This window comes from Acidovorax temperans (genome assembly GCF_006716905.1).
Lineage (GTDB): Bacteria > Pseudomonadota > Gammaproteobacteria > Burkholderiales > Burkholderiaceae_C > Acidovorax > Acidovorax temperans.
The window spans coordinates 668,983-690,334 of sequence record NZ_VFPV01000003.1; the positions used below are offsets into that span (position 1 = coordinate 668,983).

Annotated in this window: 20 protein-coding genes; 12 read left to right on the forward strand and 8 right to left on the reverse strand. The window is 63.8% G+C overall.

Annotated features, from left to right (window positions below; genetic code table 11):
• Nucleotides 1-48: 48 nt before the first annotated feature.
• The 3 genes from BDD18_RS17970 to BDD18_RS17980 all read left to right on the forward strand — a co-directional run bounded on the left by BDD18_RS17970 (nt 49) and on the right by BDD18_RS17980 (nt 2,032).
• Entirely contained in the window at nt 49-618 is a 570-nt protein-coding gene (locus BDD18_RS17970; RefSeq protein ID WP_044398186.1) for a YceI family protein, read from the forward strand.
• Between the two features lie 77 nt (nt 619-695).
• Complete coding sequence (locus BDD18_RS17975; protein WP_066783672.1) at nt 696-1,271, forward strand: YceI family protein; 576 nt, start codon at nt 696-698, stop codon at nt 1,269-1,271.
• A gap of 137 nt (nt 1,272-1,408) precedes the next feature.
• A complete protein-coding gene (locus BDD18_RS17980; protein WP_142084866.1) occupies nt 1,409-2,032 on the forward strand; it encodes a VOC family protein in 624 nt (207 codons plus the stop codon).
• 160 nt (nt 2,033-2,192) lie between these two features.
• Here the strand turns inward: BDD18_RS17980 and BDD18_RS17985 are convergent, their stop codons facing one another.
• Together BDD18_RS17985 and BDD18_RS17990 are read right to left on the reverse strand one after the other, a co-directional pair.
• A complete protein-coding gene (locus BDD18_RS17985) occupies nt 2,193-3,074 on the reverse strand; it encodes a DUF6279 family lipoprotein (protein ID WP_244939136.1) in 882 nt (293 codons plus the stop codon).
• Nucleotides 3,075-3,223: 149 nt separating this feature from the next.
• Nucleotides 3,224-4,183, reverse strand: coding sequence for a LysR family transcriptional regulator (locus BDD18_RS17990; protein ID WP_142084868.1), 960 nt, complete (start codon nt 4,181-4,183; stop codon nt 3,224-3,226).
• A 181-nt stretch (nt 4,184-4,364) separates the two neighbouring features.
• Here BDD18_RS17990 and BDD18_RS17995 point away from each other — a divergent pair, with 181 nt between their 5' ends.
• The 4 genes from BDD18_RS17995 (at nt 4,365) to BDD18_RS18010 (ending at nt 9,821) form a co-directional block, all read left to right on the forward strand.
• Complete coding sequence (locus BDD18_RS17995; RefSeq protein WP_142084871.1) at nt 4,365-5,561, forward strand: acyl-CoA dehydrogenase; 1,197 nt, start codon at nt 4,365-4,367, stop codon at nt 5,559-5,561.
• 70 nt (nt 5,562-5,631) lie between these two features.
• Nucleotides 5,632-6,891 (forward strand): CaiB/BaiF CoA transferase family protein, encoded by a 1,260-nt coding sequence (locus BDD18_RS18000; RefSeq protein ID WP_142084873.1) that lies wholly within the window; start codon nt 5,632-5,634, stop codon nt 6,889-6,891.
• A gap of 97 nt (nt 6,892-6,988) precedes the next feature.
• Nucleotides 6,989-7,957 (forward strand): tripartite tricarboxylate transporter substrate binding protein BugE, encoded by a 969-nt coding sequence (locus BDD18_RS18005; RefSeq protein ID WP_044398175.1) that lies wholly within the window; start codon nt 6,989-6,991, stop codon nt 7,955-7,957.
• 280 nt (nt 7,958-8,237) lie between these two features.
• Nucleotides 8,238-9,821 carry a methyl-accepting chemotaxis protein gene (locus BDD18_RS18010; protein WP_142084875.1) on the forward strand — a complete coding sequence of 528 codons (1,584 nt, stop codon included), beginning with the start codon at nt 8,238-8,240 and terminating at the stop codon, nt 9,819-9,821.
• Between the two features lie 42 nt (nt 9,822-9,863).
• Here BDD18_RS18010 and ppk2 read toward each other — a convergent pair whose 3' ends face one another.
• Entirely contained in the window at nt 9,864-10,967 is a 1,104-nt protein-coding gene (ppk2, locus tag BDD18_RS18015; RefSeq protein WP_338071832.1) for a polyphosphate kinase 2, read from the reverse strand.
• An 823-nt stretch (nt 10,968-11,790) separates the two neighbouring features.
• On the opposite strand from ppk2, the gene BDD18_RS18020 reads away from it, so the two are divergent.
• The 3 genes from BDD18_RS18020 to BDD18_RS18030 all read left to right on the forward strand — a co-directional run bounded on the left by BDD18_RS18020 (nt 11,791) and on the right by BDD18_RS18030 (nt 14,196).
• Nucleotides 11,791-12,750 (forward strand): chemotaxis protein, encoded by a 960-nt coding sequence (locus BDD18_RS18020; protein WP_066691348.1) that lies wholly within the window; start codon nt 11,791-11,793, stop codon nt 12,748-12,750.
• 192 nt (nt 12,751-12,942) lie between these two features.
• Entirely contained in the window at nt 12,943-13,449 is a 507-nt protein-coding gene (locus BDD18_RS18025) for a hypothetical protein (protein WP_142084880.1), read from the forward strand.
• Between the two features lie 21 nt (nt 13,450-13,470).
• Entirely contained in the window at nt 13,471-14,196 is a 726-nt protein-coding gene (locus BDD18_RS18030) for a DUF4124 domain-containing protein (RefSeq protein ID WP_142084882.1), read from the forward strand.
• On the opposite strand, the gene BDD18_RS18035 is transcribed toward BDD18_RS18030, so the two are convergent.
• Nucleotides 14,181-15,158 (reverse strand): SDR family oxidoreductase, encoded by a 978-nt coding sequence (locus BDD18_RS18035; protein ID WP_066697185.1) that lies wholly within the window; start codon nt 15,156-15,158, stop codon nt 14,181-14,183. The genes BDD18_RS18030 and BDD18_RS18035 overlap by 16 nt on opposite strands.
• A 198-nt stretch (nt 15,159-15,356) precedes the next feature.
• On the opposite strand from BDD18_RS18035, the gene BDD18_RS18040 reads away from it, so the two are divergent.
• Together BDD18_RS18040 and BDD18_RS18045 are read left to right on the forward strand one after the other, a co-directional pair.
• Nucleotides 15,357-16,427 carry a CDP-6-deoxy-delta-3,4-glucoseen reductase gene (locus BDD18_RS18040; protein ID WP_066697188.1) on the forward strand — a complete coding sequence of 357 codons (1,071 nt, stop codon included), beginning with the start codon at nt 15,357-15,359 and terminating at the stop codon, nt 16,425-16,427.
• 176 nt (nt 16,428-16,603) lie between these two features.
• Nucleotides 16,604-17,581 carry a Bug family tripartite tricarboxylate transporter substrate binding protein gene (locus BDD18_RS18045; RefSeq protein WP_066697191.1) on the forward strand — a complete coding sequence of 326 codons (978 nt, stop codon included), beginning with the start codon at nt 16,604-16,606 and terminating at the stop codon, nt 17,579-17,581.
• Nucleotides 17,582-17,633: 52 nt separating this feature from the next.
• Here BDD18_RS18045 and folK read toward each other — a convergent pair whose 3' ends face one another.
• From folK to hda, 4 genes are all read right to left on the reverse strand, one after another.
• Nucleotides 17,634-18,143, reverse strand: a complete 510-nt coding sequence (folK, locus tag BDD18_RS18050; RefSeq protein ID WP_142084884.1) for a 2-amino-4-hydroxy-6-hydroxymethyldihydropteridine diphosphokinase — start codon at nt 18,141-18,143, stop codon at nt 17,634-17,636.
• Nucleotides 18,140-19,726 carry a polynucleotide adenylyltransferase PcnB gene (gene pcnB / locus BDD18_RS18055; RefSeq protein WP_066697196.1) on the reverse strand — a complete coding sequence of 529 codons (1,587 nt, stop codon included), beginning with the start codon at nt 19,724-19,726 and terminating at the stop codon, nt 18,140-18,142. Before pcnB ends, folK begins: the two co-directional genes overlap by 4 nt.
• Before the next feature lie 54 nt (nt 19,727-19,780).
• A complete protein-coding gene (locus tag BDD18_RS18060) occupies nt 19,781-20,500 on the reverse strand; it encodes a histidinol-phosphatase (protein ID WP_142084886.1) in 720 nt (239 codons plus the stop codon).
• A 72-nt stretch (nt 20,501-20,572) separates the two neighbouring features.
• On the reverse strand, nt 20,573-21,271 hold the full coding sequence (gene hda, locus BDD18_RS18065) for a DnaA regulatory inactivator Hda (protein ID WP_066697200.1): 699 nt from the start codon (nt 21,269-21,271) through the stop codon (nt 20,573-20,575).
• Between the last annotated feature and the right edge of the window lie 81 nt (nt 21,272-21,352).

Below are 21,352 nucleotides of genomic sequence, written 5' to 3' on the forward strand. Positions count from 1 at the left end.
CATCGCTGCCAACCTCGCGGGCAGACCCCATACCTCTGAGGAGTTTTCATGAAATTCGCCAACATCGTTTCCGCACTGGCCCTGGGCACCACTTTGCTCGCCCAACCCGCCCTGGCCCAGCAGAAGCTGGACACTGCCAAGAGCGAAGTGCAGTTCACCGCACGCCAGATGGGTGTGCCCCTGGACGGTCACTTCAAGAAGTTCGATGCCCAAGTGGCCTTCGACCCTGCCAAGCTGGCCACCAGCAAGATCACCTTCACGGTAGACACCGGCAGCGCCACCCTCGGCTCCAAGGAAACAGACGCCGAACTGCCCAAGGCCGTGTGGTTCAACGTGCCCAAGTTCCCCCAAGCCACGTTTGAATCCAGCGCCATCAAGGCCCTGGGCGGCGGCAAGTTTGAGGTGGCGGGCAAGCTCACCATCAAAGGCAATTCGGTCAATGTCGTGGCACCCGTCACGCTGACACAAGCCGGCGCCATCACCACAGCCACGGGCTCCTTCCCCATCAAGCGCCTGGCTTTCAAGATTGGCGAGAACGAGTGGGCCGACACCTCGATGGTGGCCGATGACGTTCAAGTCAAGTTCAAGCTGGCATTGACGGGTGTGGGCAAGCTCTAAGCCCCACGCGCCCACCCGCTGCGTAATCGATTTCTACAACCGTTTCCTCAACCCTCTGATTTTCAGGAGTTTTTCCCATGCGCAAATCTCTCTTCGCACTGGCCGCCGTAGCAACCATGTTTGCAGGCGCTGCACAAGCCCAGTCGGCCAACTACGCCATCGACCCGACACACACCTTCGTGACCTTTGAAATCAGCCACTTTGGCGCATCGGTCAACCGCGCTCGCTTCGACAAGAAGGAAGGCACAGTGCAATTCGACCGTGCTGGCAAGACTGGCAAGGTGGAGATTTCTTTCGACGCCACTTCGGTCAACTCTGGCACGCCTGCATTCGACAAGCACCTGCAAAGCGCAGACCTGTTCAACGCAGCCGCCCATCCCACCATCAAGTTCGTTTCTGACAAGTTCGTCTTCAAGGGCGACAACGTGAGCGAAGTCACCGGCCAGCTGACCTTGCTGGGCAAGACAGCCCCCATCACCCTCAAGGCCAACCAGTTCGCCTGCTACCAAAGCCCCATGCTCAAGCGCGAAGTGTGCGGTGGCGACTTTGAAGCCACCATCGACCGCACCCAGTGGGGCATGAACTACGGCGTGGACTGGGGCTTCTCCAAGAACGTACGCCTGGTCGTGCAAGTGGAAGCTGTGAAGCAGTAATTCCTGGCGCACCCGCAAAAAGCCACCGCAGTGCCTGCCACTGCGGTGGCTTTTTTTTGCCATTCAATCCACGAAAGTTATTTTTAAGTAAATCAATTATGAATAGTAGAATTTGATCCACATTCAGGAGACGCCCCATGACCGCCCCCCAGACCCCTGCGCCCACAGCCACATTGCCTGCGCCAGCCGTCATTCAGCAGTTGCACCACTACGCCTACAAAGCCAGGGATGCGGAGGAAACGCGCCATTTCTACGAAGACATCCTGGGCCTGCCGCTGTACCACATCATCCAGAGCGACTATGTGCCCAGCACTGGCGAGTACTGCCCCTACACCCACTTCTTCTTCCGCCTGCAGGACGGCTCTTTCATCGCCTTCTTTGACCTGGGCGATGACGTCAAGCCCGAGCCCTCGCCCAACACCCCCCTGTGGGTCAACCACATCGCCTTTCGCGTGAACACCGTGCAGGAGCTGGAAGACACCAAGGCCCGCCTGCAAGCCCACGGCGTGGAAGTACTGGGGGTGACCGACCACCACATCTTCAAGAGCATTTATTTCTTCGATCCCAACGGCATCCGCCTGGAACTGGCGGCACAAGTGGCCAACGAAGAACAGATGGCCAAAGACAGCACCGTGGCCCACGCCCGACTCAAAGAGTGGACAGCACGCAAGGAGCAATGGCGCAAGGAACGCGCTGAAGGCAAGGTGGCTGCACCTTTGAAGCCCCAGCAAAACGACCGGCCGGAGTTCGCACGGGGCTGATGTTCAAAAAGAGCCGCACAGGTGCGGCCGTTCGACTGATCAACGACAAAGGCTATGCCTTGCCCAACTGACCAGAGGCTCAGGTGCCGCACTTCTTGCCTGGCCCCAAGGCACGCCATTGTCAGTGCTGAAAAAAACAGCCCTTCGCTGCCGCCAGAGTTCAACGCCCCGCCAGCACCCAAAAGTCCTGCTCATATCCTTTCACAGACTGCACCGCCTTCATCCGCTGGGCAGGCGTCATCGCACGGTGCACCAGGGCAAAGCCGGCGCACCCTTCCTCCACCAGTTTTCGGGCGTAGTGCTGGTAAGCCGGGTCGGGTGAGGTGTTGAAACGCTCCATGTAGCCGCGCAGCAGGCTTCGGTTGCGCTCTGTACTGGCTGGGTCAGAGGCAATCTGCCGCAGTACCTGGGCCAAGTCACTTTGCCGACGCAGGCGTTCTGCGTAGCTGCGCTGGGGGTCGAACGTTGACTGGGCGATAAAGCTGCGCAGGGCAGCTTTCTGCGACTCCTGCAGCGCCCCATAAAAGCCTTCAGCCCGCGACAACAGCAACTTGAACCGATGCGCAGCCAGTTTGTCGGCAGGCACATCCAGCCACTCCCGCCGCCAGTCAGCATTGCTGTCTGCTTGTTGTTTCTCGAAGTTCCGAATCTGACTTTCGGTCAACTGCGATGCGAGCACCACAAGCCTGGGCTCCACCTGCGCGATGAGCTGGTCAATCTGCAAGCGCACGTCGGCATATACACGGCAAGCTTGGTCAGCGGTGATGTCATCGGCCAGCCGCTGCTGCACCTGCTGCAGCAAGGCAGCGTGCTGCGGCAGCATCTGATCGCGGTGCCACTGGTGCAGGTCGCCCAGTTCGCTGCGCAAACGGTCTGCCTGGGCGTCGGTCAGGTTGAAATAGTTGTTCAGCCGCCAATACACCAGCTGCGGGGCCTGGTTGTAGGCCAGTTTGACGGCGCTGCAGCCCCGCAGGAACAGCACGCACGCCAGCAAGGCAAAGGTGCGCCATGCGGAATGAAAAGGAAACAACAGTGCACGCACGATGGCTCCTGGCGATAACAGCAATTGGGGCGTCAGGATAGGGGCAATGGGGTGCCGAAGTGTGCGGCAGGGGTAATGGGGCGGCTGGGTCTATCCCGGGCAAAAGATGCTGTGGCTATCCATACCTGTTCACCACCAATGGCGAGGAATCACCCGCCCCCACCCGCCTGTCCTGCGGCGCTGGTAGCCGTCTGGGCCATGGTCTGCAGCCACTGCGCAAACGTGGTCAGCACCGGTGGCTGGGCCTGTGCGGGGCTGATGAGGTAATACGCCCGCTCGCCACGCAGCGGGCGGTTGCAGGCCACCACCAGCTCGCCACTGGCAAGTTCTGCCTCGATCAGCAGCGGCGGCATCAACGCTACGCCCATGCCGTGTGTGGCGGCCACGGCCAGCATGGAGAACAGCTCATACCGCGGGCCATCCAAGGCGTGCGGAGCATCCACCCCCATCGCATCAAACCACTGGCGCCAGCCGTAGGGACGCGTGCTTTGCTGCAGCAGCGGCAACTCGGCCAGCGCCTCGGCAGCCACAGGTTGGTGCGCACGGCCTCGGCCCCGGGGCGCGGCGGATTCGAGCAGACGGGGGCTGCACACCGGCACCACGTCCTCGTGCATTAGCAACTGCGCCTGCACACCGGGCCAGTGGGCCACCTGCTCGGGTGTGCCTGCGTAAAGGGCAGCATCGAAGGTGGTATCGGCAAACAGGAAAGGGCGCGTCTGCGTGTCGATGTGCACCACAATGTCGGGGTGCGCCTGCGCCAGTTGCGGCAGGCGCGGGATGAGCCAACGCGTGGCGAACGTGGGCACCGCCGCCAACGACAGCGCGCCGCCCTCACCCTGGTGGGCCATCACGTCCAGCGTGTCGCGCTCCAGCCCCTGCAGCCAGCGCGCCACCTGGCGGCCGTAGTGGGCCCCAGCGGGTGTCAGCACCACGCCGTGGCGTGTGCGGCGAAACAGTTGCACGCCCAAAAACTCTTCCAGCGCCTGAATCTGGCGCGACACCGCGCTCTGCGTCAAGAACAGCTCTTGCGCTGCACGGGTGTAGCTTTCATGCCGGGCGGCCACTTCAAAGCAGGCCAGGGCTTGGGTCGATGGAATGTTGCGGCGCATGATGATGAAAAGGAACTTGAGCAGCAGCGATTTCCTTTACTGCCGGCAGAATCAAGTATTCCATATATTCATGAAACGCATTCCTGGATGAAAAGAACTCGCTTGCGGCTCGGCCAGGCCAGGCCTACGATGCAATCCAGATTCTTTTGTTACCCCCTCTTTTTGACCTGGAGACACGCACATGGCCCACGCCGCTTTTCAATGGGATGACCCTTTCCTCCTGAGCCAGCAACTGACCGAAGACGAGCGTGCCATCCGCGACGCCGCCGCCGCCTATTGCCAGGACAAGCTGGCCCCGCGCGTGCTCGATGCCTTCCGCCACGAAAAGATGGACGTGAGCATCTTCCGCGAGATGGGCGAAGTGGGCCTGCTGGGCCCCACCATCCCAGAGCAGTACGGCGGCCCCGGCCTGTCGTATGTGGCCTACGGCCTGATCGCCCGCGAGGTGGAGCGTGTGGATTCGGGCTACCGCTCGATGGCCAGCGTGCAGTCGTCGCTGGTGATGGTGCCCATTTATGAATTCGGCAGCGAAGCCCAGCGCCAGAAGTACCTGCCCAAGCTCGCCAGCGGCGAGTGGATTGGCTGCTTCGGCCTGACCGAGCCCGACCACGGCTCCGACCCCGGCAGCATGGCCACCCGCGCCTACAAGGTGCCCGGCGGCTACAAGCTCAAGGGCAGCAAGATGTGGATCACCAACAGCCCCGTGGCCGACGTGTTCGTGGTCTGGGCCAAGGAAGTCTCCGAAGGCGGCGCCGTCGGCCCGATTCGTGGCTTTGTTCTGGAAAAGGGCATGAAGGGATTGAGCGCCCCCGCCATCCACGGCAAGGTGGGCCTGCGCGCCTCGATCACCGGCGAGATCGTGATGGACGATGTGTTCGTGCCGGAAGAAAATGCCTTCCCTGAAGTGCAAGGCCTGAAGGGCCCCTTCACCTGCCTGAACAGCGCCCGCTACGGCATCGCCTGGGGCGCACTGGGCGCGGCCGAGTTCTGCTGGCACACCGCCCGCCAGTACACGCTGGACCGCAAGCAGTTTGGCCGCCCCCTGGCTGCCAACCAGCTCATCCAGAAGAAGCTAGCCGACATGCAGACCGAGATCGCCATCGGCCTGCAGGCCTGCCTGCAGTTCGGCCGCATGAAGGACGCAGGCACGGCCAGCGTGGAAGGCACCTCCATCATCAAGCGCAACAGCTGCGGCAAGGCGCTGGACATTGCCCGCCTGGCGCGCGACATGATGGGCGGCAACGGCATCAGCGACGAGTTTGGCGTGGCCCGCCACCTGGTGAATCTGGAAGTGGTGAACACGTATGAAGGCACGCACGATGTGCACGCGCTGATTCTGGGCCGCGCACAGACGGGTCTGGCGGCATTCGCCAACTGATATCGCTCATCTTTTGATAGCTGCTAGCGCTTTATCCATAAGCGCTAGCGGCATTTTTTTATTCAAAACCATGAATTCCACCTCTGCAACGCCGGGCGCACTGGCCGGTATCCGAGTCCTTGACCTGTCGCGCGTTCTGGCGGGCCCCTGGTGCACGCAAATGCTGGCAGACCTGGGTGCAGATGTGGTGAAGGTGGAGCGCCCAGGCCTGGGCGACGACACGCGCCAGTGGGGCCCTCCCTTTCTGAAGGATGCCCAGGGCAACGACACCCACCAGGCCAGCTACTTCACGGCCTGCAATCGCAACAAGCGCTCGGTCACCATCGACATGGCCACTGCCGAGGGCCAGGCGCTCATCAAGCAGATGGCGCTGCAGGCTGACATCGTGGTGGAGAACTTCAAGGTCGGCGGCCTCAAGCAGTACGGGCTGGACCATGAAAGCCTGCGGGCGCTCAACCCACGGCTCATCTACTGCTCCGTCACCGGCTTTGGGCAAGACGGCCCCTACGCCGAACGCGCAGGCTACGACCTGATGGTGCAGGCCATGACAGGCCTGATGAGCATCACCGGCCACGCAGACAACGCCCCCGGCGGTGGCCCCATGCGCGTGGGTGTGGCCGTCATCGACCTGTTCACAGGCCTGTACGCCAGCAATGCCATTTTGGCGGCGCTGAACGTGCGCCACCACACGGGCCAGGGCCAGCACATCGACATGGCCCTGCTGGACGTGGGCATGGCCGTGCTGGCCAACCAGGCCGCAGGCTTTTTGGCCACAGGCCTGCCCCCCGGCCGCATGGGCAACAGCCACCCCAGCCTGGCGCCCTACCAGGACTTCCCCACGCAGGATGGCAACATGCTGCTGGCCATTGGCAACGACGGGCAGTTCCAGCGCTTTTGCGCGGCCGCCGGGCAACCCCAGTGGGCCAGCGACGAACGCTTTGCCACCAACACGCTTCGCGTGAAGCACCGCGCAGAACTCATTCCCGCCATGGAGGCCGTGACCCGCACGCGTACCACGGCCGATTGGATCACGCTGCTGGAAGACAAGGCCGTGCCCTGCGGCCCCATCAACACCATTGCCCAGGCGTTTGACGACGCGCAGGTGCAGGCCCGCAGCCTGGCGGTGACGCTGCCGCGCTGGAAGGAAGGCGAAGCGGGCGATGGCATCACACATATCACCGGCGTGGCCAGCCCGCTGCGCCTATCGGCAACACCGCCCGTGCTGCGCAATGCGCCGCCAGCCTTGGGGCAGCACACCGATGAGGTGCTGCGCGAGCTGGGGCTGGATGCCGACCGCATTGCAGCGCTGCGCGCGGCCAAGGCCATCTGACTTCCGGGCTAAAAACATTGGGTGCACAGGCACCCTCATGCGAGAAAGCTGCGCCAGCCTGTCCTGCGCGCACCCTATAACAAGGAGAGACAACCTCATGATTCGCCGCACCGCCCTCGCTCTGGGCATCCTCGCCCTCGCAGCCAGCACAGCCCAGGCCCAAACCGCCTGGCCCAGCAAGCCCATCCGCCTGCTGGTTCCGTTTGCGGCAGGCGGCACCACCGACCTGATTGCCCGCGTGATTGCCGAGCCCCTGGGGCGCGAACTGGGCCAACCCGTGGTGGTGGAAAACCGCGGCGGTGGCGGCGGCAGCATTGGTGCCGCCGAAACCGCGCGCGCCGCCCCCGATGGCTACAACCTGGGCATGGCCACCGTCTCCACCACGGCCACCAACCCTGCCATCAACCCCAAGATTCCGTACAACGTCGCCACCGACTTCACACCCATCATCAACATTGCGGCCACGCCCAATGTGATTGCGGCCTACCCCAAGCTGCCTTTTCAGGATTACAAGGGCATGCTGGCTGCCGTGAAGCGCGAGCCAGGCAAGTACTCGTACGCCTCGCCCGGCAATGGCAGCATCACCCACCTGATGATGGAGATGTTCAAGCTGGGCACGCAGACCTTCATGGTGCACGTGCCTTACCGTGGCTCGGGCCCCGCACTGACCGATGCGGTGGCCGGCCAGGTGCCGCTGATTTTTGACAACCTGCCCTCTGCCCTTCCCTTCATCAAGGAAAAGCGCCTGGTGGCCCTGGTGGTGGCGGCGCCGCAGCGCGTGCCCGCTCTGCCCGACGTACCCACCTTCAAGGAAGTCGGCTTGGAGCAGGTGAACCGCATGGCCTACTACGGGCTGATTGGCCCCAAGGGCATGCCCAAGGACGTGGTGGACAAAGTGAACGCCGCCGTGCGCAAGGTGGTGCAAGACCCCGCCATCCGCAAGCGCATCGAGGAAACCGGCTCCATCATCATGGCCGACACGCCTGAGGCCTTTGCCAAGCAGATGCGTGAAGAACTCGCGGTTTACAAAGACGTAGTGGCCAAGCAAAAGCTGACCATGGACTGATCTGCCGCGCCCCTGCGTTGGCCCTGCAAGCGAAGCAGGCCAACGCCTGAGCCACGCAAGCCCCCGTACCCCGGGGGCTTTTTTCATGGGCGAGGCTGCCTGCCAAGGCCTGTGATCTTCACACACACAATTCGTAACCTGCGCGCAATGCGCCAGCCCGCGTTGCGCAGTGCGGAGCACCGACAAAGCGCGGCATTTGCTCTTGGGTCATCCGGGGTGACGTGAGGGATGGACGAGAGCAGATACGAAGAACAGGTCTGCATTTTGTTTGGAGATTTCCATGAAGCTCAGTCTCAAGCTCCCCCTCGCCTTTCTGGCGGCGTTGCTGCTGTTGATGGGTGCGGCCCTGTTCGGCATACAGCAGCTGAACCAGGCACTTGCGGTGTACGAAACCTCCGTTGCGCAGAGCTACGCGCAAGAGCGCAAAGCCGCCACCATGTTGCAGGACTTCAAGGTGCAGGTGCAGGAGTGGAAAAACGTGCTGCTGCGCGGCAAGGACAGCGCCCAGCGCGAGCGTTACTGGGCCGCCTTCCAGAAACAAGAGCGCATCGTGGTGCAAGACGCCAGCCAGCTGCTGGCCGAATTGCCCCCAGGCCCCGCGCTGGACAAGGTGCGAGCCTTCAGCCAGGCGCACGAGCGCATGGGGGCCGCCTATCGCAAGGGTTACGAAGCCTTTCAGGCAGCAGACCACGACCCACAGGCCGGAGACAAGGCGGTGCAAGGCATGGACCGGGAGCCGTCGAAGCTGCTGGACGAAGCAGCAGAGCTGATCGCCAAGGCCAGTGCTGACACTGCAGGCAAAGCGGCCCAGCGCGCCAGCCAGGCCACCACGGTCAGCCTGATCGTGATGCTGGCGGTGTGCGCCGCCAGCGTGGTGGGGGCGCTGCTGTTCAGCCGGTCGGTGGTGCGCCCCATCGGACAGGCCGTGCAGGTGTCACAGGCTGTGGCCAAAGGTGATTTGACCGTGGCGGCCCCATCGGCCGGGCGCGATGAAATTGCCCAGCTGCTCAACGCCCTGCACGACATGCAGGGCAGCCTGGTGCTGGTGGTGCAGCGGGTGCGCACCAACGCCGACAGCGTGGCAGGTGCCAGCGCTGAAATCGCCCTGGGCAACAACGACCTTTCGATGCGCACCGAGCAACAGGCCAGCGCGCTGGAGCAAACCTCCGCCTCGATGGAAGAACTCAGCTCCACCGTGCAGGCCAATGCCGACAACGCCCGTCAGGCCAGCCAGCTGGCCGCCGATGCGTCTGTGGTTGCCGTGCGTGGGGGAGACGTGGTGTCTGAAGTGGTCAGCACCATGCGGGGCATCAACGACAGCAGCAAGCAGATTGCAGACATCATTGGCGTGATTGATGGCATTGCCTTTCAGACCAACATCCTGGCGCTGAACGCTGCCGTGGAGGCAGCCCGTGCGGGCGAGCAAGGGCGCGGGTTTGCCGTGGTGGCCAGCGAGGTGCGCAGCCTGGCGCAGCGCAGTGCACAAGCGGCTAAAGAGATCAAGGGGCTCATCCACACCAGCGTGGAACGGGTGGAACAAGGCTCGGCACTGGTGGACCAGGCGGGCAGCACCATGACCGATGTGGTGGCCGCCATTCAACGCGTGACGCACATCGTGGGCGAGATCAGTGCCGCCAGCGCGGAGCAGAGCCAGGGGGTGGCGCAGGTGGGCGAAGCCATCACGCAGATGGACCAGGTGACCCAGCAAAACGCCGCCCTGGTGGAAGAAAGCGCTGCTGCTGCCGACAGCCTCAAGCTGCAGGCGCGGCAGCTGGTTGATGCGGTGGCGTTCTTCCGTGTGTCTGCGCAGGACTCGGCCTCTCCCGCCCCCGCCGCTCGCACTCCGTCACTGGCTGCGGGCTAGGCCCCCGAGGAAGCGCTTGCACCGCGCGCCCTGCTGGCCTTATTAGAGGATCGCGCCGGGCTGCTCGCCACGCTCGTACACCACATGGGCGCGCCCCACGATGAGCGGGTCCAGCTTGCCAATGCGGGCGAGGTCTTTGGCCGCGTAAGGCAGCTTGTGCAGCACGTAACGCATGGCATTCAGGCGCGCGCGCTTCTTGCAGTCGCTTTTGATCACCGTCCAGGGCGCGTCGGCCGTGTCGGTATCGCAAAACATGGCTTCTTTGGCGCGCGTGTAGTCGTCCCACTTGTCGAGCGATGCGGTGTCAATGGGGCTGAGCTTCCACTGCTTGAGCGGGTGCGCCTCGCGCTCCTTGAAGCGGCGGCGCTGCTCCTTTTGGCTGACCGAGAACCAGAACTTGATCACATGCACGCCACTGCGCACCAGGTGGCGCTCAAACTCTGGGGCCTGGCGCATGAACTCGGCGTATTCGGCGTCTGAGCAAAAACCCATCACCCGCTCCACACCGGCTCGGTTGTACCAGCTGCGGTCAAACATCACGATCTCGCCCTGCGTGGGCAGGTGCTGCACATAGCGCTGGAAGTACCACTGCCCACGCTCGGTTTCAGTGGGCTTTTGCAGCGCCACCACACGCGCACCGCGGGGGTTCAGGTGCTCCATGAAGCGCTTGATGGTGCCGCCCTTGCCTGCAGCATCGCGCCCCTCAAACAAGATCACCACGCGTTGCCCGGTCTCCTTGACCCAGGCCTGCAGCTTGAGCAATTCGACCTGCAGACGAAACTTCTCACGCTCGTAGGTAGAGCGGCGCAGCAAGTTGCGGTAAGGGTAGGCGCCCCGGCGCCAATCCCTGGCCAGCTCCTCGTCAGGGTTCACGCTGTCGTCAGACTCTTCATCGCGCCGGTCCATGTGCTGGCGCAAGGCTTCGCGCAGCGCGTCCAGGTCATCTTGCGAAGCCCCCGCCAGCAAGGCCCGCAGGCTGTCAATGCGCTCCTGGGTGGTTTGCGTGGCGTCGTCGCTGCCCAGCAAAGACAGTATGGCCGACGTCTGCTGCCCGTCTGCCGCCTGCACCGCCTGCTGCGCCACATGCCGCGCCAGCGTGGCGGGCTGCAGACTGGGCGAGACATCGCCACGGGCCACGGTGCGCACCGCGCGCGGGAGTCTTGACCGCTGCCGATGCCCTGTGGCGCCTGGCGGGCACGGCAGACTCGACGCCATCAAGAGGGCTGACCGAAGCGGCCGGAGGAACAGAAGCGCGGCGTTGTGTCATGGTGAGGTATCAGGTTGGGCACGCCCACGTTTGCAGCTTGTGCTGCGGGCCAGACCGAGCACGGACGTTTTCTGGCATCCGCAGTAGCGATCTCAGCGCGCGAGGGCTTGTTACAAAATTATGAAAGTACCATTTTTGCGCGCACCGCTGGTTGCAATTTGACAAGCATCAAGCCTGCAAGGGATTAAAGATCACAAGAAGTCGCAAGCAAGTGTGGATGGCGAATTTGAGAAAAAACACCCTCTAGCGCCCGCCAGATAAGCGCAAGCAGCTATATTTTTAATAGCAACTCAATTCTGCTGAGGGAAAACCACGGTTTGCTGATGTGACCCGGCATTCTTGGCCTAGGCGTGAAAGCCCGCGCAAGGCACTCGGGGCAGCAGGCCAGAACGGCGGTTGGCCGCCCCTTTCAAAGCGCCTCGTCCAGCCACGCGCACATCCCTGCCAGCCAATGCACGCACGTACCGAGAGTGGGATATCCCCTTCATTGCGCAAAATTACGCGTAAATGCGACGCGCAAGACGTATGCTGGCACCCTGGCACCCTGGCAGCCGCCCATGGCGCTGTGCTACCCCTGGTTGCCCCGCAGCCGGGCAGATTCGGGGCAGGTTGTACGGGTTAAGCCTGAAAATTTCCTCACCCTCGCAACCTGAACTCCTCCTAGAATTTGTAAATATGCGTATCAACGCGAAGGACACGACCATGAAAGCAGTTCAGCAGGAAATTGACGAGCGGACCAACCTCACCAGCACCAACAAGTTCGAGCTGCTGCTGTTCCGCCTGGGTATCGACAGCGCGCTGGGCAAGTCCGAGCTGTTCGGGATCAACGTATTCAAGATCCGCGAAATCGTGGCCATGCCCAGCATCACCCCGATTGCGGGCACCACGGCGCATTCGCTAGGGGTGGTCAACCTGCGCGGCCAGGTGATTCCGGTGCTGGACTTGCCCTCCATCGTGGGCTGCAAGCCCCAGACGGGTTTGAACATCATTCTGGTGACGGAATACGCGCGCACCACGCAGGCTTTCGCCGTGGAATCGGTGGAAGACATCGTGCGTCTGGACTGGAAACAAGTGCTCTCCGCCGAAACCAGCGGCGCCGCTGGCAAGCTGGTGACCAGCATTGCCCGCCTGGATGGCAACACCGATGAGTCGCGTCTGGCCCAGGTGCTGGACGTGGAAGCCATCTTGCAGATGGTGTCGCCATCAGACGGCCACGAAGTAACCGAAGAGAAGGTCGGCGCCAAGCTCAAGCTCAAGCCCGGCACCATCGTTCTGGCGGCAGACGATTCGTTTGTCGCCCGCTCGCTCATCGAGCAAGAGCTGAAGGCTCTGCATGCTCCTTATGAAATGGTCAAGTCTGGCAAGGAAGCCTGGGACCGCTTGAACGCCATCGCCAAGGCAGCCGAGGCCGAGGGCAAGGCCGTGACCGACCGTGTGGCCATGGTCCTGACCGACTTGGAAATGCCCGAGATGGATGGCTTTACGCTCACGCGCAACATCAAGCAGGATGCGCGCTTCAGCGGCCTGCCCGTGGTCATCCACTCGTCGCTCTCGGGCTCAGCCAATGAAGACCACGTGCGCAGCGTGGGCGCTGATGGCTACGTGGCCAAGTTCGTGGCCGAAGAACTGGCAGAAACCATCCGCCGGGTTCTGCCGCACTGACGCAGACTCGGCCCAGCAGCGCTTGCCCACACCCGCAAGCGCCGCAGGGCTTGGGCCGGGCCCTGGTTGCCCGCAACGGTCAACCAGACCGCGTGCCCAAACGTCATGTGGTAGCGTGCTCCCACCGTGAATACCGCCTGCTCGGGCAGTTCACGGCGCCTGCAAAGGTGGCACCACTCCAGGGAACGGCCCATGACGACATTTTTCCTCCGGTTTTTGAGTGCAGCGGCAGTGGCAACAGTCCTTGCCGGTTGCGCCACCGTACCCGGAGATAGCTACTACGAGCCCGCCTACCACCCCGTGTATGGCGAGCCACCGGTGTACATCTACCCGCAGCCCTACATCGTTCGCCCCTACCCGGCGCCACCCCCACCGGCCTACTACGGCCGCCCCGGCTACGACCGCCACTGGGATGACCGCCGCCCCGCGCCCCCTGGCCACTGGAGGCGGCCGGACCGGGACAACGCACGCGATCCCCACCGCGACCGTGACCCAGACCGGCCCAGCCCCCCGCGCCCCAACCGCCCCGACCGAAGAGAGCCTGACCGCGAGCCCCAGGGCGGCGAACCCAGCCGCAAACCCACCCCGCAAGGGCCTGACCGGGTATGGCGCGACGCACGCCCTCCAGCCCAGGGGCAAAGTGCGGAAGATGGCCGCGGCCCTGGAGGGCGCCCCTCCATGCCGGGTGCCCGGCCCTGAACCTTGCCAGCAGACCCTGCCATGACCCAGCCACACCGCTTAATCACCCTCTGGAAACCAGTCGCCTTGCTGGCGATTGCTGCCTGCAGCGCGTTGCCTGCATCCGGCCAGGTGGTGCGCTGCACCGACCCAAAAACCGGCCAAGTCACCTACACCGATGGGAAATGCGCGGCGGGCACCACAGGCCACGAGGTGGAAGCCAAACGCTCTGCCGAAGAGATCGAACAGGATCGCAAAGCGGCCGAGCGGGCCATTGAGCTCAAACAGCAACGCCTGCTAGCCGAAAAAGCGGCGGCCGATCTACAGGCCCAGCGCGATGCCGAGCAAGAACGCGTGAGGGCGGCCAGAGCAGCCGCCACTGCGCCGCAACCCCAGGACTACGCACGCTCTGCGGAATGCGCGCGTTCACGCAGAAATCTGGAGCTTGTTTCCAGCACCTTGTCAGGCAACACCTATGACCAGGAACCGCGCCTGGAGGCGGCGCAGCGGCAGATGGATCTGGACTGCCTGGGCCCACAGGGTTACGCCGAGCTGGAGCGCGCCCGCGCCACGCAGCCGCGCATCGTCGTGGCCCCGCCACGGCAGCCGGTGTATGCACCCCCTGTGCCGCAAAAGCCGTACCTCACGCACTGCGGCAACTTTCACTGCGTGGACAACACCGGCGCCCGCTACCCACGGGCGGGGCCAGGGCGCTTTCCCGGCAACGACGGCGTGTGCCGCTCCAAACGCGGTCAGGCCCCCTGCTGATGGGCGGATAGCCCGGAGCGCAAGCCTGCCACCACATCCGGGAACCGCAACCGCACCCCTAGCTCGCGCAGCATGCGCTGGTTGTCGAGCCTGCGCGATTCACTCATGAAGCTCAGCAGCATGAGCGAGAGCTGCTCTTTCGCGGCGCTGCGCGGAATGCGTGGAGGGCGTGGCAGCCCATACAGATCGGCAGCCAAGTCGAAGTACGCCCCCATCTGCATATGCTGCCCATCGCTGATGTGGTACGCCCGCTGCGCACGCCCCCGCCACAGTGCGGCCACGCAGGCGCGGGCCAGGTCGTCCGCGTGGATGTGGTTGGTGTAGACGTCGTCGCCCGCCTCCAGCACTGGCGTGCCCTTGAGCAGACGCGCCTGGGGCGTGCCGCCCTCCCGGTCGGGCGCGTAAATGCCCGGAATGCGCAGAATGCTGGCCCGCACCCCTGCCCTGCCCAAGTGGCGCACAGCGGCTTCGGCATCCACGCGGCGCTGGGCGCGTGGGGTAGCAGGCGCCACGGGGCGCGTTTCGCGCACCAGCGCCCCCGCGCAATCGCCATACACCCCACTGGTCGATGCGTACGCCAGCGATATTGGCAAATTGCGCATGCGCAGCGCGCGGGCCAGCGCCAGCGTGCGCGGATCGCGCCACCAGGCGTCGCGCCCACCTCCTTCACCGGGCGGCGGGGCCAGGTGCAACACCCGCGTGGCCAGCCCGGCCAGGCGGCGCAGCGTGGCAGGCTGGTCCAGGTCTCCCAAAAGCGGCGTGACAGACACCCCGCGCAAAGCCGCCTTGCGTTCTGGGCTGGAGGTCAGGGCCATCACCCGCACGCGACCGGCACCCGCGCCCTGCGCAAAGTTGCGGGCCACGCGCATGCCTACATCGCCGCACCCCACAATCAACAACCGCTCGCGGCGGAAACGCGCGGGCAAGGCGCCCAAGCCACTGGACAAAGCCACGGTACTCATGAATTCTTTCGGACAGACAAGCGAGGATGATGGGTGTTGCTCAGGCGCAGGCAGGTCATCCGCACGCAAAGCTCGCGTGGCGACCACACCCAGCCCATGTCAAGGAAACATCGGGCAAATAGGCCACCTCAGCAGACCTTCAGTTTCTGAGGGCAAAATCGGCGCCATTCGCACAAGAACCCCGAGGATACCCACAACATGACGCGACCTGAAGACAGTGGCGCCGCCGCATTCCAGATTTCTGTAGCCCCCAGCGGGCGCAGCTTCCAAAGCCAGGGCGACGAAACCATTCTGGCTGCCGCCATTCGCAGCGGCGTGGGCCTGCCCTACGGCTGCAAGGATGGCGCCTGTGGCTCCTGCAAGTGCAAGAAGCTCAGCGGCTCGGTAGCCCACGCAGACCATCAGGCCAAGGCATTGAGCGCCGACGAAGAAGCCGCCGGCTTCGTGCTGACCTGCTGCGCACGGCCTTTGTCTGATGTGGTTCTGGAGTCCAGGCAAGTCACCGACGAAAGCGCCTACCCCATCAAGAAGATGCCCGTGCGCGTGTCCACGCTGGAGAAAAAGTCGCACGACGTGATGCAGGTGCGCCTGCAACTGCCTGCGACCGATACGTTCCGCTACCACGCAGGCCAGTACATCGAATTCATCCTGCGCGACGGCGCGCGGCGCGCTTACTCAATGGCCAATGCGCCGCACACCCAGAGCACCGCCGCAGGTGTCGAATTGCACATTCGGCATTTGCCGGGGGGCAAGTTCACCGACCACGTGTTTGGCGCAATGAAGGAAAAGGAAATCCTGCGCGTGGAAGGCCCTTTCGGCAGCTTCTTCCTGCGCGAAGACTCCGACAAGCCCATCGTGCTGCTGGCGTCAGGCACGGGCTTTGCCCCCATCAAGGCCTTGCTGGAGCACATGCAGTTCAAGGGCATCACACGCCCCACCACGCTGTACTGGGGCGGTCGCCGGCCGGATGACCTGTACATGCACCAGTGGGTGGTCGAACTGGCTGCGCAAATGCCGCAACTGCGCTACGTGCCCGTGCTGTCTGACGCGCTGCCTGAAGACCAGTGGACAGGCCGCACCGGCTTTGTGCACCAGGCCGTGCTGGACGACTTTGCCGACCTCTCGGGCCACCAGGTCTACGCCTGCGGCGCACCCATCGTGGTGGAGTCGGCACGCACGGCCTACACGGCGCAGCGGGGTCTTCCCGCAGAAGAGTTCTTCGCGGATTCCTTCACCTCCGAAGCCGACAAACACGGCCCGCAGGCTTGAGGGCTGGCGGGCACGGCCATGCGGTGCAAGGATGAATCTCTGGCTACTTTGGCACCACCAGCGATTCATCCACTTCACAGATTCAGATGCTTGCCGATTGGGTTGGAGGGCCTGCCACACATCGCTCCGTGCTGGCTTCTTTCTGAAGTTGTTTACTTTTTTGCAACAATGTAGCCATGAACCGCAGAAACCTCCTCGTCGCCGGCGCTGCTGTCGCAGCAGCCTTCTCGTCACCCATGGTCTTGGCGCAAGACACCGGGCAACCCATCCGAATCATCGTTCCTTATGCCCCTGGCGGGCCGATTGACGTGACGGCACGCGCCCTGGCAGAGCGTGTGCGCGATTCGCTGGGCACGGTCATCATCGACAACAAGGGCGGTGCGGGCGGCAACATCGGGGCCGATGCGATTGCCAAGGCTTCGCCTGACGGGCTGACCATTGGCATCGCGGCCACAGCCACCCATGCGGTGAACCCGTGGCTCTACAGCCGCATGCCGTTCGATGCAGCCAAAGACTTCGTGGCCATCACGCAGATGGTGCGGGTGCCCAATGTGCTGGTCATGAATGCAGCGAAGGCAGAGCAGCTCAAGATCAATAGCCTGGCTGACCTGATTGCATACGCCAAGGCCAACCCCGCCAAGCTGAACTACGGCAGCGGCGGCAATGGCAGTGCAGGCCATCTGGCGGGTGAAATGTTCAAGCAGCGCGCAGGCATCTACGCCCTGCACATCCCTTACCGCGGAGCCAACCCTGCGCAGCTGGCACTGCTGGCGGGCGAGGTGGACTTCAACATCGACAACCTGGCAGCAGCGGCGCCCAATATCCGCTCGGGCAAGCTCAAGGCATTGGCCGTGACATCGCTGGAGCCCTCCTCTGCGCTGCCGGGTGTGCCCACCATGGCCGGCACGTTCAAGGGCTTTTCCATTGACACCTGGTGGGGCCTTGTAGCGCCCAAGGACACGCCCAAGCCCGTGGTGGACAAGCTCAACCGCGCCTTTGTCGCAGCCCTGCAGGCCCCGGAAACCAAGACGCGCTTTGGCGCGCTGCTGGCAGAGCCTGTACCCACCACACCGCAGCAGTTTGAATCCTTCATGGCCAGCGAACGTGCCAAGTACAAGGACGTGGTGAAACTCTCTGGCGCGAAGGTAGATTAAGAGAGAAATTGGGCTCTAGCGCTTATATGGCAAGCGCTAGCAGCTCATATTTTTATAGCAAACCTGCAACCCATGCCTGGGGTAAACGGGTAATGCGCTGGTCTGCCACGGCATCCAGCGCAGCTTCGCTCACCAAGCCAGGCGCTAGGTCCGCCAGCGGCAACAGCACAAATGCGCGTTCGTTCATGCGAGGGTGCGGCACCGTGAGCGTAGGAGTAGACAGCACTTCACTGCCGTACAGCAGCACGTCCAAGTCCAGCGTGCGCGGAGCATTGCGGTAAGGCCGCTCGCGGCCAGCGCCCTGCTCTATGACCTGCAGGCGCTGCAATACATCCAGGGGCGCCAGCGTGGTCTGCAAGTGCGCCACGGCATTCAGGTAGTCGGGGCCACCCGCGTCTACGGGGGCGCTGGCGTACAGGGCAGACACTGCGATCAAGCGGGTGCCAGGCCATTCAGCCATGCGCTGCAAGGCACTGCGCAGGGTCTCTTCACGTTCACCCAGGTTGGCCCCCAGGCCCACCCACACATCGACGGGCGCGGCGGCGCCCTGCTCCGCAATCATTCTGGGGACGATGCTGGCCCGGCGTCTCCTGCCGCGCCACCTGGCTTGCGGCGACGGCGGCGGCGCTTTTTGGGTGCGGCAGCATCATCAGGCGCGCCATCTGCGGTGGGTAACTCTGCCTCGGCCGATGGCGCGGCGGCTGCGGGGGCCGCCTTCTTGGGCACGCGGCGCACCACGGGCTGGGCCTGTTGCTGCGCTTTCTGGCGCGCCCGCTGCTCTTCCCGGGCCTGGTCCATCAGGTCGTCGCGGCGCTCATCGTCGGCCGTCTGGAAGTCTTGCCACCACTCAGCCAGCGCTTCCTCGACCTCGCCCACATCGGCGCGCAGGCGCATGAAGTCGAACCCGGCACGGAAACGCGGCTGCATCACCATGCCGAACGGCGTGTTGCCCACGCGCTTTTCAAAGCGCGGCTGCATGACCCAGATCTCGCGCATGTCGGCGGCCAGCTTGCCGCGGCCCGACACATCGCCAATGCGGCGGTCAAACACCTCGTCAATCGCATCCTGCAAGGCAGGCAGCGCATGCTCGCGGCGATTCAGGCGCTCGTCCCAGCCCTTGCGAACGTCTTCCCACAGCACACAGGCGAGCAAGAAGCTGGGCGCCACGGGCTTGCCTTCTTGCACGCGGCGGTCGGTATCCATGAGGGCCGCCTTCACAAACGGCGTGTCGGCCCGCTCCACTGCCACGTCCAGCAGCGGGTAAATGCCCTTGGCCATGCCCAGCTTGCGCAATTGCTCGATGGTGGCAATGGCGTGGCCGGTTTGCAGCAGCTTGAGCATTTCGTCAAACATGCGGCTTTGCGGCACATCGGCCAGCAGGGCCTGCGACTGCACCAGCGGCGCGGCCGTCTTGGCGTCGATGGTGAAACCCAGGGGGCTGAGCTTGGCGGCGAAACGCACAGCGCGGATGATGCGCACCGGGTCTTCGCGGTAGCGCGTGGCGGGGTCGCCAATCATGCGCAGGGTTTTCTTCTTCGCGTCCTGGATGCCCTTGTGGTAGTCCACCACCACCTGGGTTTCCGGGTCGTAGTACATGGCGTTCACGGTGAAGTCACGGCGGGTGGCGTCTTCGTCTTGCGGGCCCCACACGTTGTCACGCAGCACACGGCCGCTGGCGTCTACCGCATGCTGCATGCCCGAAAGCTGAGCCTTGCTGGTCTTTTCGTTGCCACTCACCTGCCCTGCGGCCGAGTTGTCGAGGTAGGCGCGGAAGGTGGAAACCTCGATCACTTCATGCTCGCGGCCCCGGCCATGCACCACGTGCACGATGCGAAAGCGCTTGCCAATGATGAACGCACGGCGAAACAGCGCCTTCACCTGCTCAGGCGTGGCGTTGGTAGCCACGTCAAAGTCCTTGGGGCGCAGACCCAGCAGCAGGTCGCGCACGGCACCACCCACGATGTAGGCCTCGTAGCCCGCATCCTTGAGCGTGTGCACCACATCGGCCGCGCGCCGGTCCACCAGCTCGGGGTTGATGCCGTGCACCGAGGCAGGAACCTCTTCGCGCCTGCCGAAGTGCGGCTTGCCGCCAGAGGTTCCGGGCGTCGATTTGCCCAGCAGTTTGTCGATGAACTTCTTGATCATGGGTATGCAGTAAACAGTGTGACTGGCACGGGGCGCAGTTCAGGGGGCGGGAGCTTACGCGCCCGCAGTGGCGGCGCTGGCATCGTCCGCGAAAAGGTCCAGTATGCGCCAGCCGCGCTCTTGCGCCAGGGCGCGCAGCCGGGGATCGGGGTTGGTGGCGACGGGATGATCGACTTTTTCCAGCAAAGGCACGTCGTTCATGGAATCGCTGTAGAACGTGCTTTCCACATCCCCCCAGCCCAGTTGGCGGTCGGCCAGCCATTGTTCCATGCGCAGCACCTTGCCCTGGCGCATGGTCGGTATGCCATCAATTTCACCCGTGTACCAGCCTTGCGCATCGCGCGCCAGTTGCACGGCCAGCAATTCCTCCACGCCCAGCGCCTTGGCGATGGGACGGGTAACAAATTCGTTGGTTGCCGTGACGATGAGCACGTGATCCCCCGCCGCCTGGTGCTGGCGGATCAACTCCAGCGCCTGCGGGCGGATGGCAGGGGCAATCACCTCGCGCATGAACTGCGCATGGGCTGCCGCGGCGGCCTCAGGCCCCCGCAGGCGAACCGCCTCGGTGGCGAAGCGTACGTAGTCGTGCACATCGAGCGTACCTGCCTGGTAATGGGCATAGAACTCGTCGTTGCGGCGGGCAAACTCCACCGGGTCGTTCCAGCCAAGGCGAATGGTGAACTCGCCCCACTCGTAGTCGGAGTCGAGCGGCAGCAGGGTGTGGTCCAGGTCGAACAAGGCCAACCGAAGGCGAGGGGTCTTGGTATCCGTCATTGATTCTTTTAAGTACGTTGAGCATGGGCGGTGCTGAAGTGGGTTCACAGCAATCCGCAGGCCTCAGCCTTTTCATTCCGATTCAAGCATCGCCTTCAACAGCGGAATGGTGATGGCACGCTGGGTGCGCAAGGCAAAGGCATCAAGCTGGTCCAGCAACTGCATCAGACTGCCCAGGTCGCGCGAAAAGCGCTTGAGCATGAAGTCCATGACCTCATCACCCAAAAACACGCCCCGGGCGTCTGCTTCCTGGCGCAGCACGGCGCGGCGCGCGGTTTCATCCAGCAATTGCAGCTGGAACACATGCCCCCAGCCCATGCGGCTGCGCAAATCATCGCGCAGCGGCAGGTCGGCAGGCGGCAAATCGCCCGCAGCCAGCACCCAGCGCTGGCCGCCGGTGGCGGGATTGATGGCATTCACAAACCAGTTGAACGCACTGGCCTGCTGGGCCGTGTTGTAAAGATGCACTTCGTCCATCACCACGGCTGCCCAGCGCTCGTCAAAGTCGGGGGGGTTGGCAACCGAGGCGTCCATCCAGCCGACGCTGGCGCCTTGCTCGTGCAGGGCTTCGCACACCGCCTTGAGCAAATGGGTTTTGCCGCTGCCGGCCTCGCCCCACAGGTAGGTGGGCACGGGCGAGCGGGTGTTCTGGCTGCTGCCTTCACCGGCCCACAAGCGCAGGTGTTGCAGGGCGGCTTCATTGGGGCCCGCATAGAAACTTGACAGTGTCGGCCCCGTGGCCAGGCCGATATCCAGCGCCAGCTGCTTCATGGCAACTGCCCGCTGGCAAACACGCTGGAGCAAGGAGAAAAGGCGAAGAACGGCATGGGCTCCAGAGAGAAAACAGGACGG

Coding starts and splice junctions, on each gene's coding strand:
- BDD18_RS17970 (WP_044398186.1), top strand. CDS start 49: ATGAAATTCGCCAACATCGTTTCCGCACTGGCCCTGGGCACCACTTTG.
- BDD18_RS17975 (WP_066783672.1), top strand. CDS start 696: ATGCGCAAATCTCTCTTCGCACTGGCCGCCGTAGCAACCATGTTTGCA.
- BDD18_RS17980 (WP_142084866.1), top strand. CDS start 1,409: ATGACCGCCCCCCAGACCCCTGCGCCCACAGCCACATTGCCTGCGCCA.
- BDD18_RS17990 (WP_142084868.1), bottom strand. CDS start 4,183: ATGCGCCGCAACATTCCATCGACCCAAGCCCTGGCCTGCTTTGAAGTG.
- BDD18_RS17995 (WP_142084871.1), top strand. CDS start 4,365: ATGGCCCACGCCGCTTTTCAATGGGATGACCCTTTCCTCCTGAGCCAG.
- BDD18_RS18000 (WP_142084873.1), top strand. CDS start 5,632: ATGAATTCCACCTCTGCAACGCCGGGCGCACTGGCCGGTATCCGAGTC.
- BDD18_RS18005 (WP_044398175.1), top strand. CDS start 6,989: ATGATTCGCCGCACCGCCCTCGCTCTGGGCATCCTCGCCCTCGCAGCC.
- BDD18_RS18010 (WP_142084875.1), top strand. CDS start 8,238: ATGAAGCTCAGTCTCAAGCTCCCCCTCGCCTTTCTGGCGGCGTTGCTG.
- BDD18_RS18020 (WP_066691348.1), top strand. CDS start 11,791: ATGAAAGCAGTTCAGCAGGAAATTGACGAGCGGACCAACCTCACCAGC.
- BDD18_RS18025 (WP_142084880.1), top strand. CDS start 12,943: ATGACGACATTTTTCCTCCGGTTTTTGAGTGCAGCGGCAGTGGCAACA.
- BDD18_RS18030 (WP_142084882.1), top strand. CDS start 13,471: ATGACCCAGCCACACCGCTTAATCACCCTCTGGAAACCAGTCGCCTTG.
- BDD18_RS18035 (WP_066697185.1), bottom strand. CDS start 15,158: ATGAGTACCGTGGCTTTGTCCAGTGGCTTGGGCGCCTTGCCCGCGCGT.
- BDD18_RS18040 (WP_066697188.1), top strand. CDS start 15,357: ATGACGCGACCTGAAGACAGTGGCGCCGCCGCATTCCAGATTTCTGTA.
- BDD18_RS18045 (WP_066697191.1), top strand. CDS start 16,604: ATGAACCGCAGAAACCTCCTCGTCGCCGGCGCTGCTGTCGCAGCAGCC.
- folK (WP_142084884.1), bottom strand. CDS start 18,143: ATGATTGCGGAGCAGGGCGCCGCCGCGCCCGTCGATGTGTGGGTGGGC.
- pcnB (WP_066697196.1), bottom strand. CDS start 19,726: ATGATCAAGAAGTTCATCGACAAACTGCTGGGCAAATCGACGCCCGGA.
- BDD18_RS18060 (WP_142084886.1), bottom strand. CDS start 20,500: ATGACGGATACCAAGACCCCTCGCCTTCGGTTGGCCTTGTTCGACCTG.
- hda (WP_066697200.1), bottom strand. CDS start 21,271: ATGAAGCAGCTGGCGCTGGATATCGGCCTGGCCACGGGGCCGACACTG.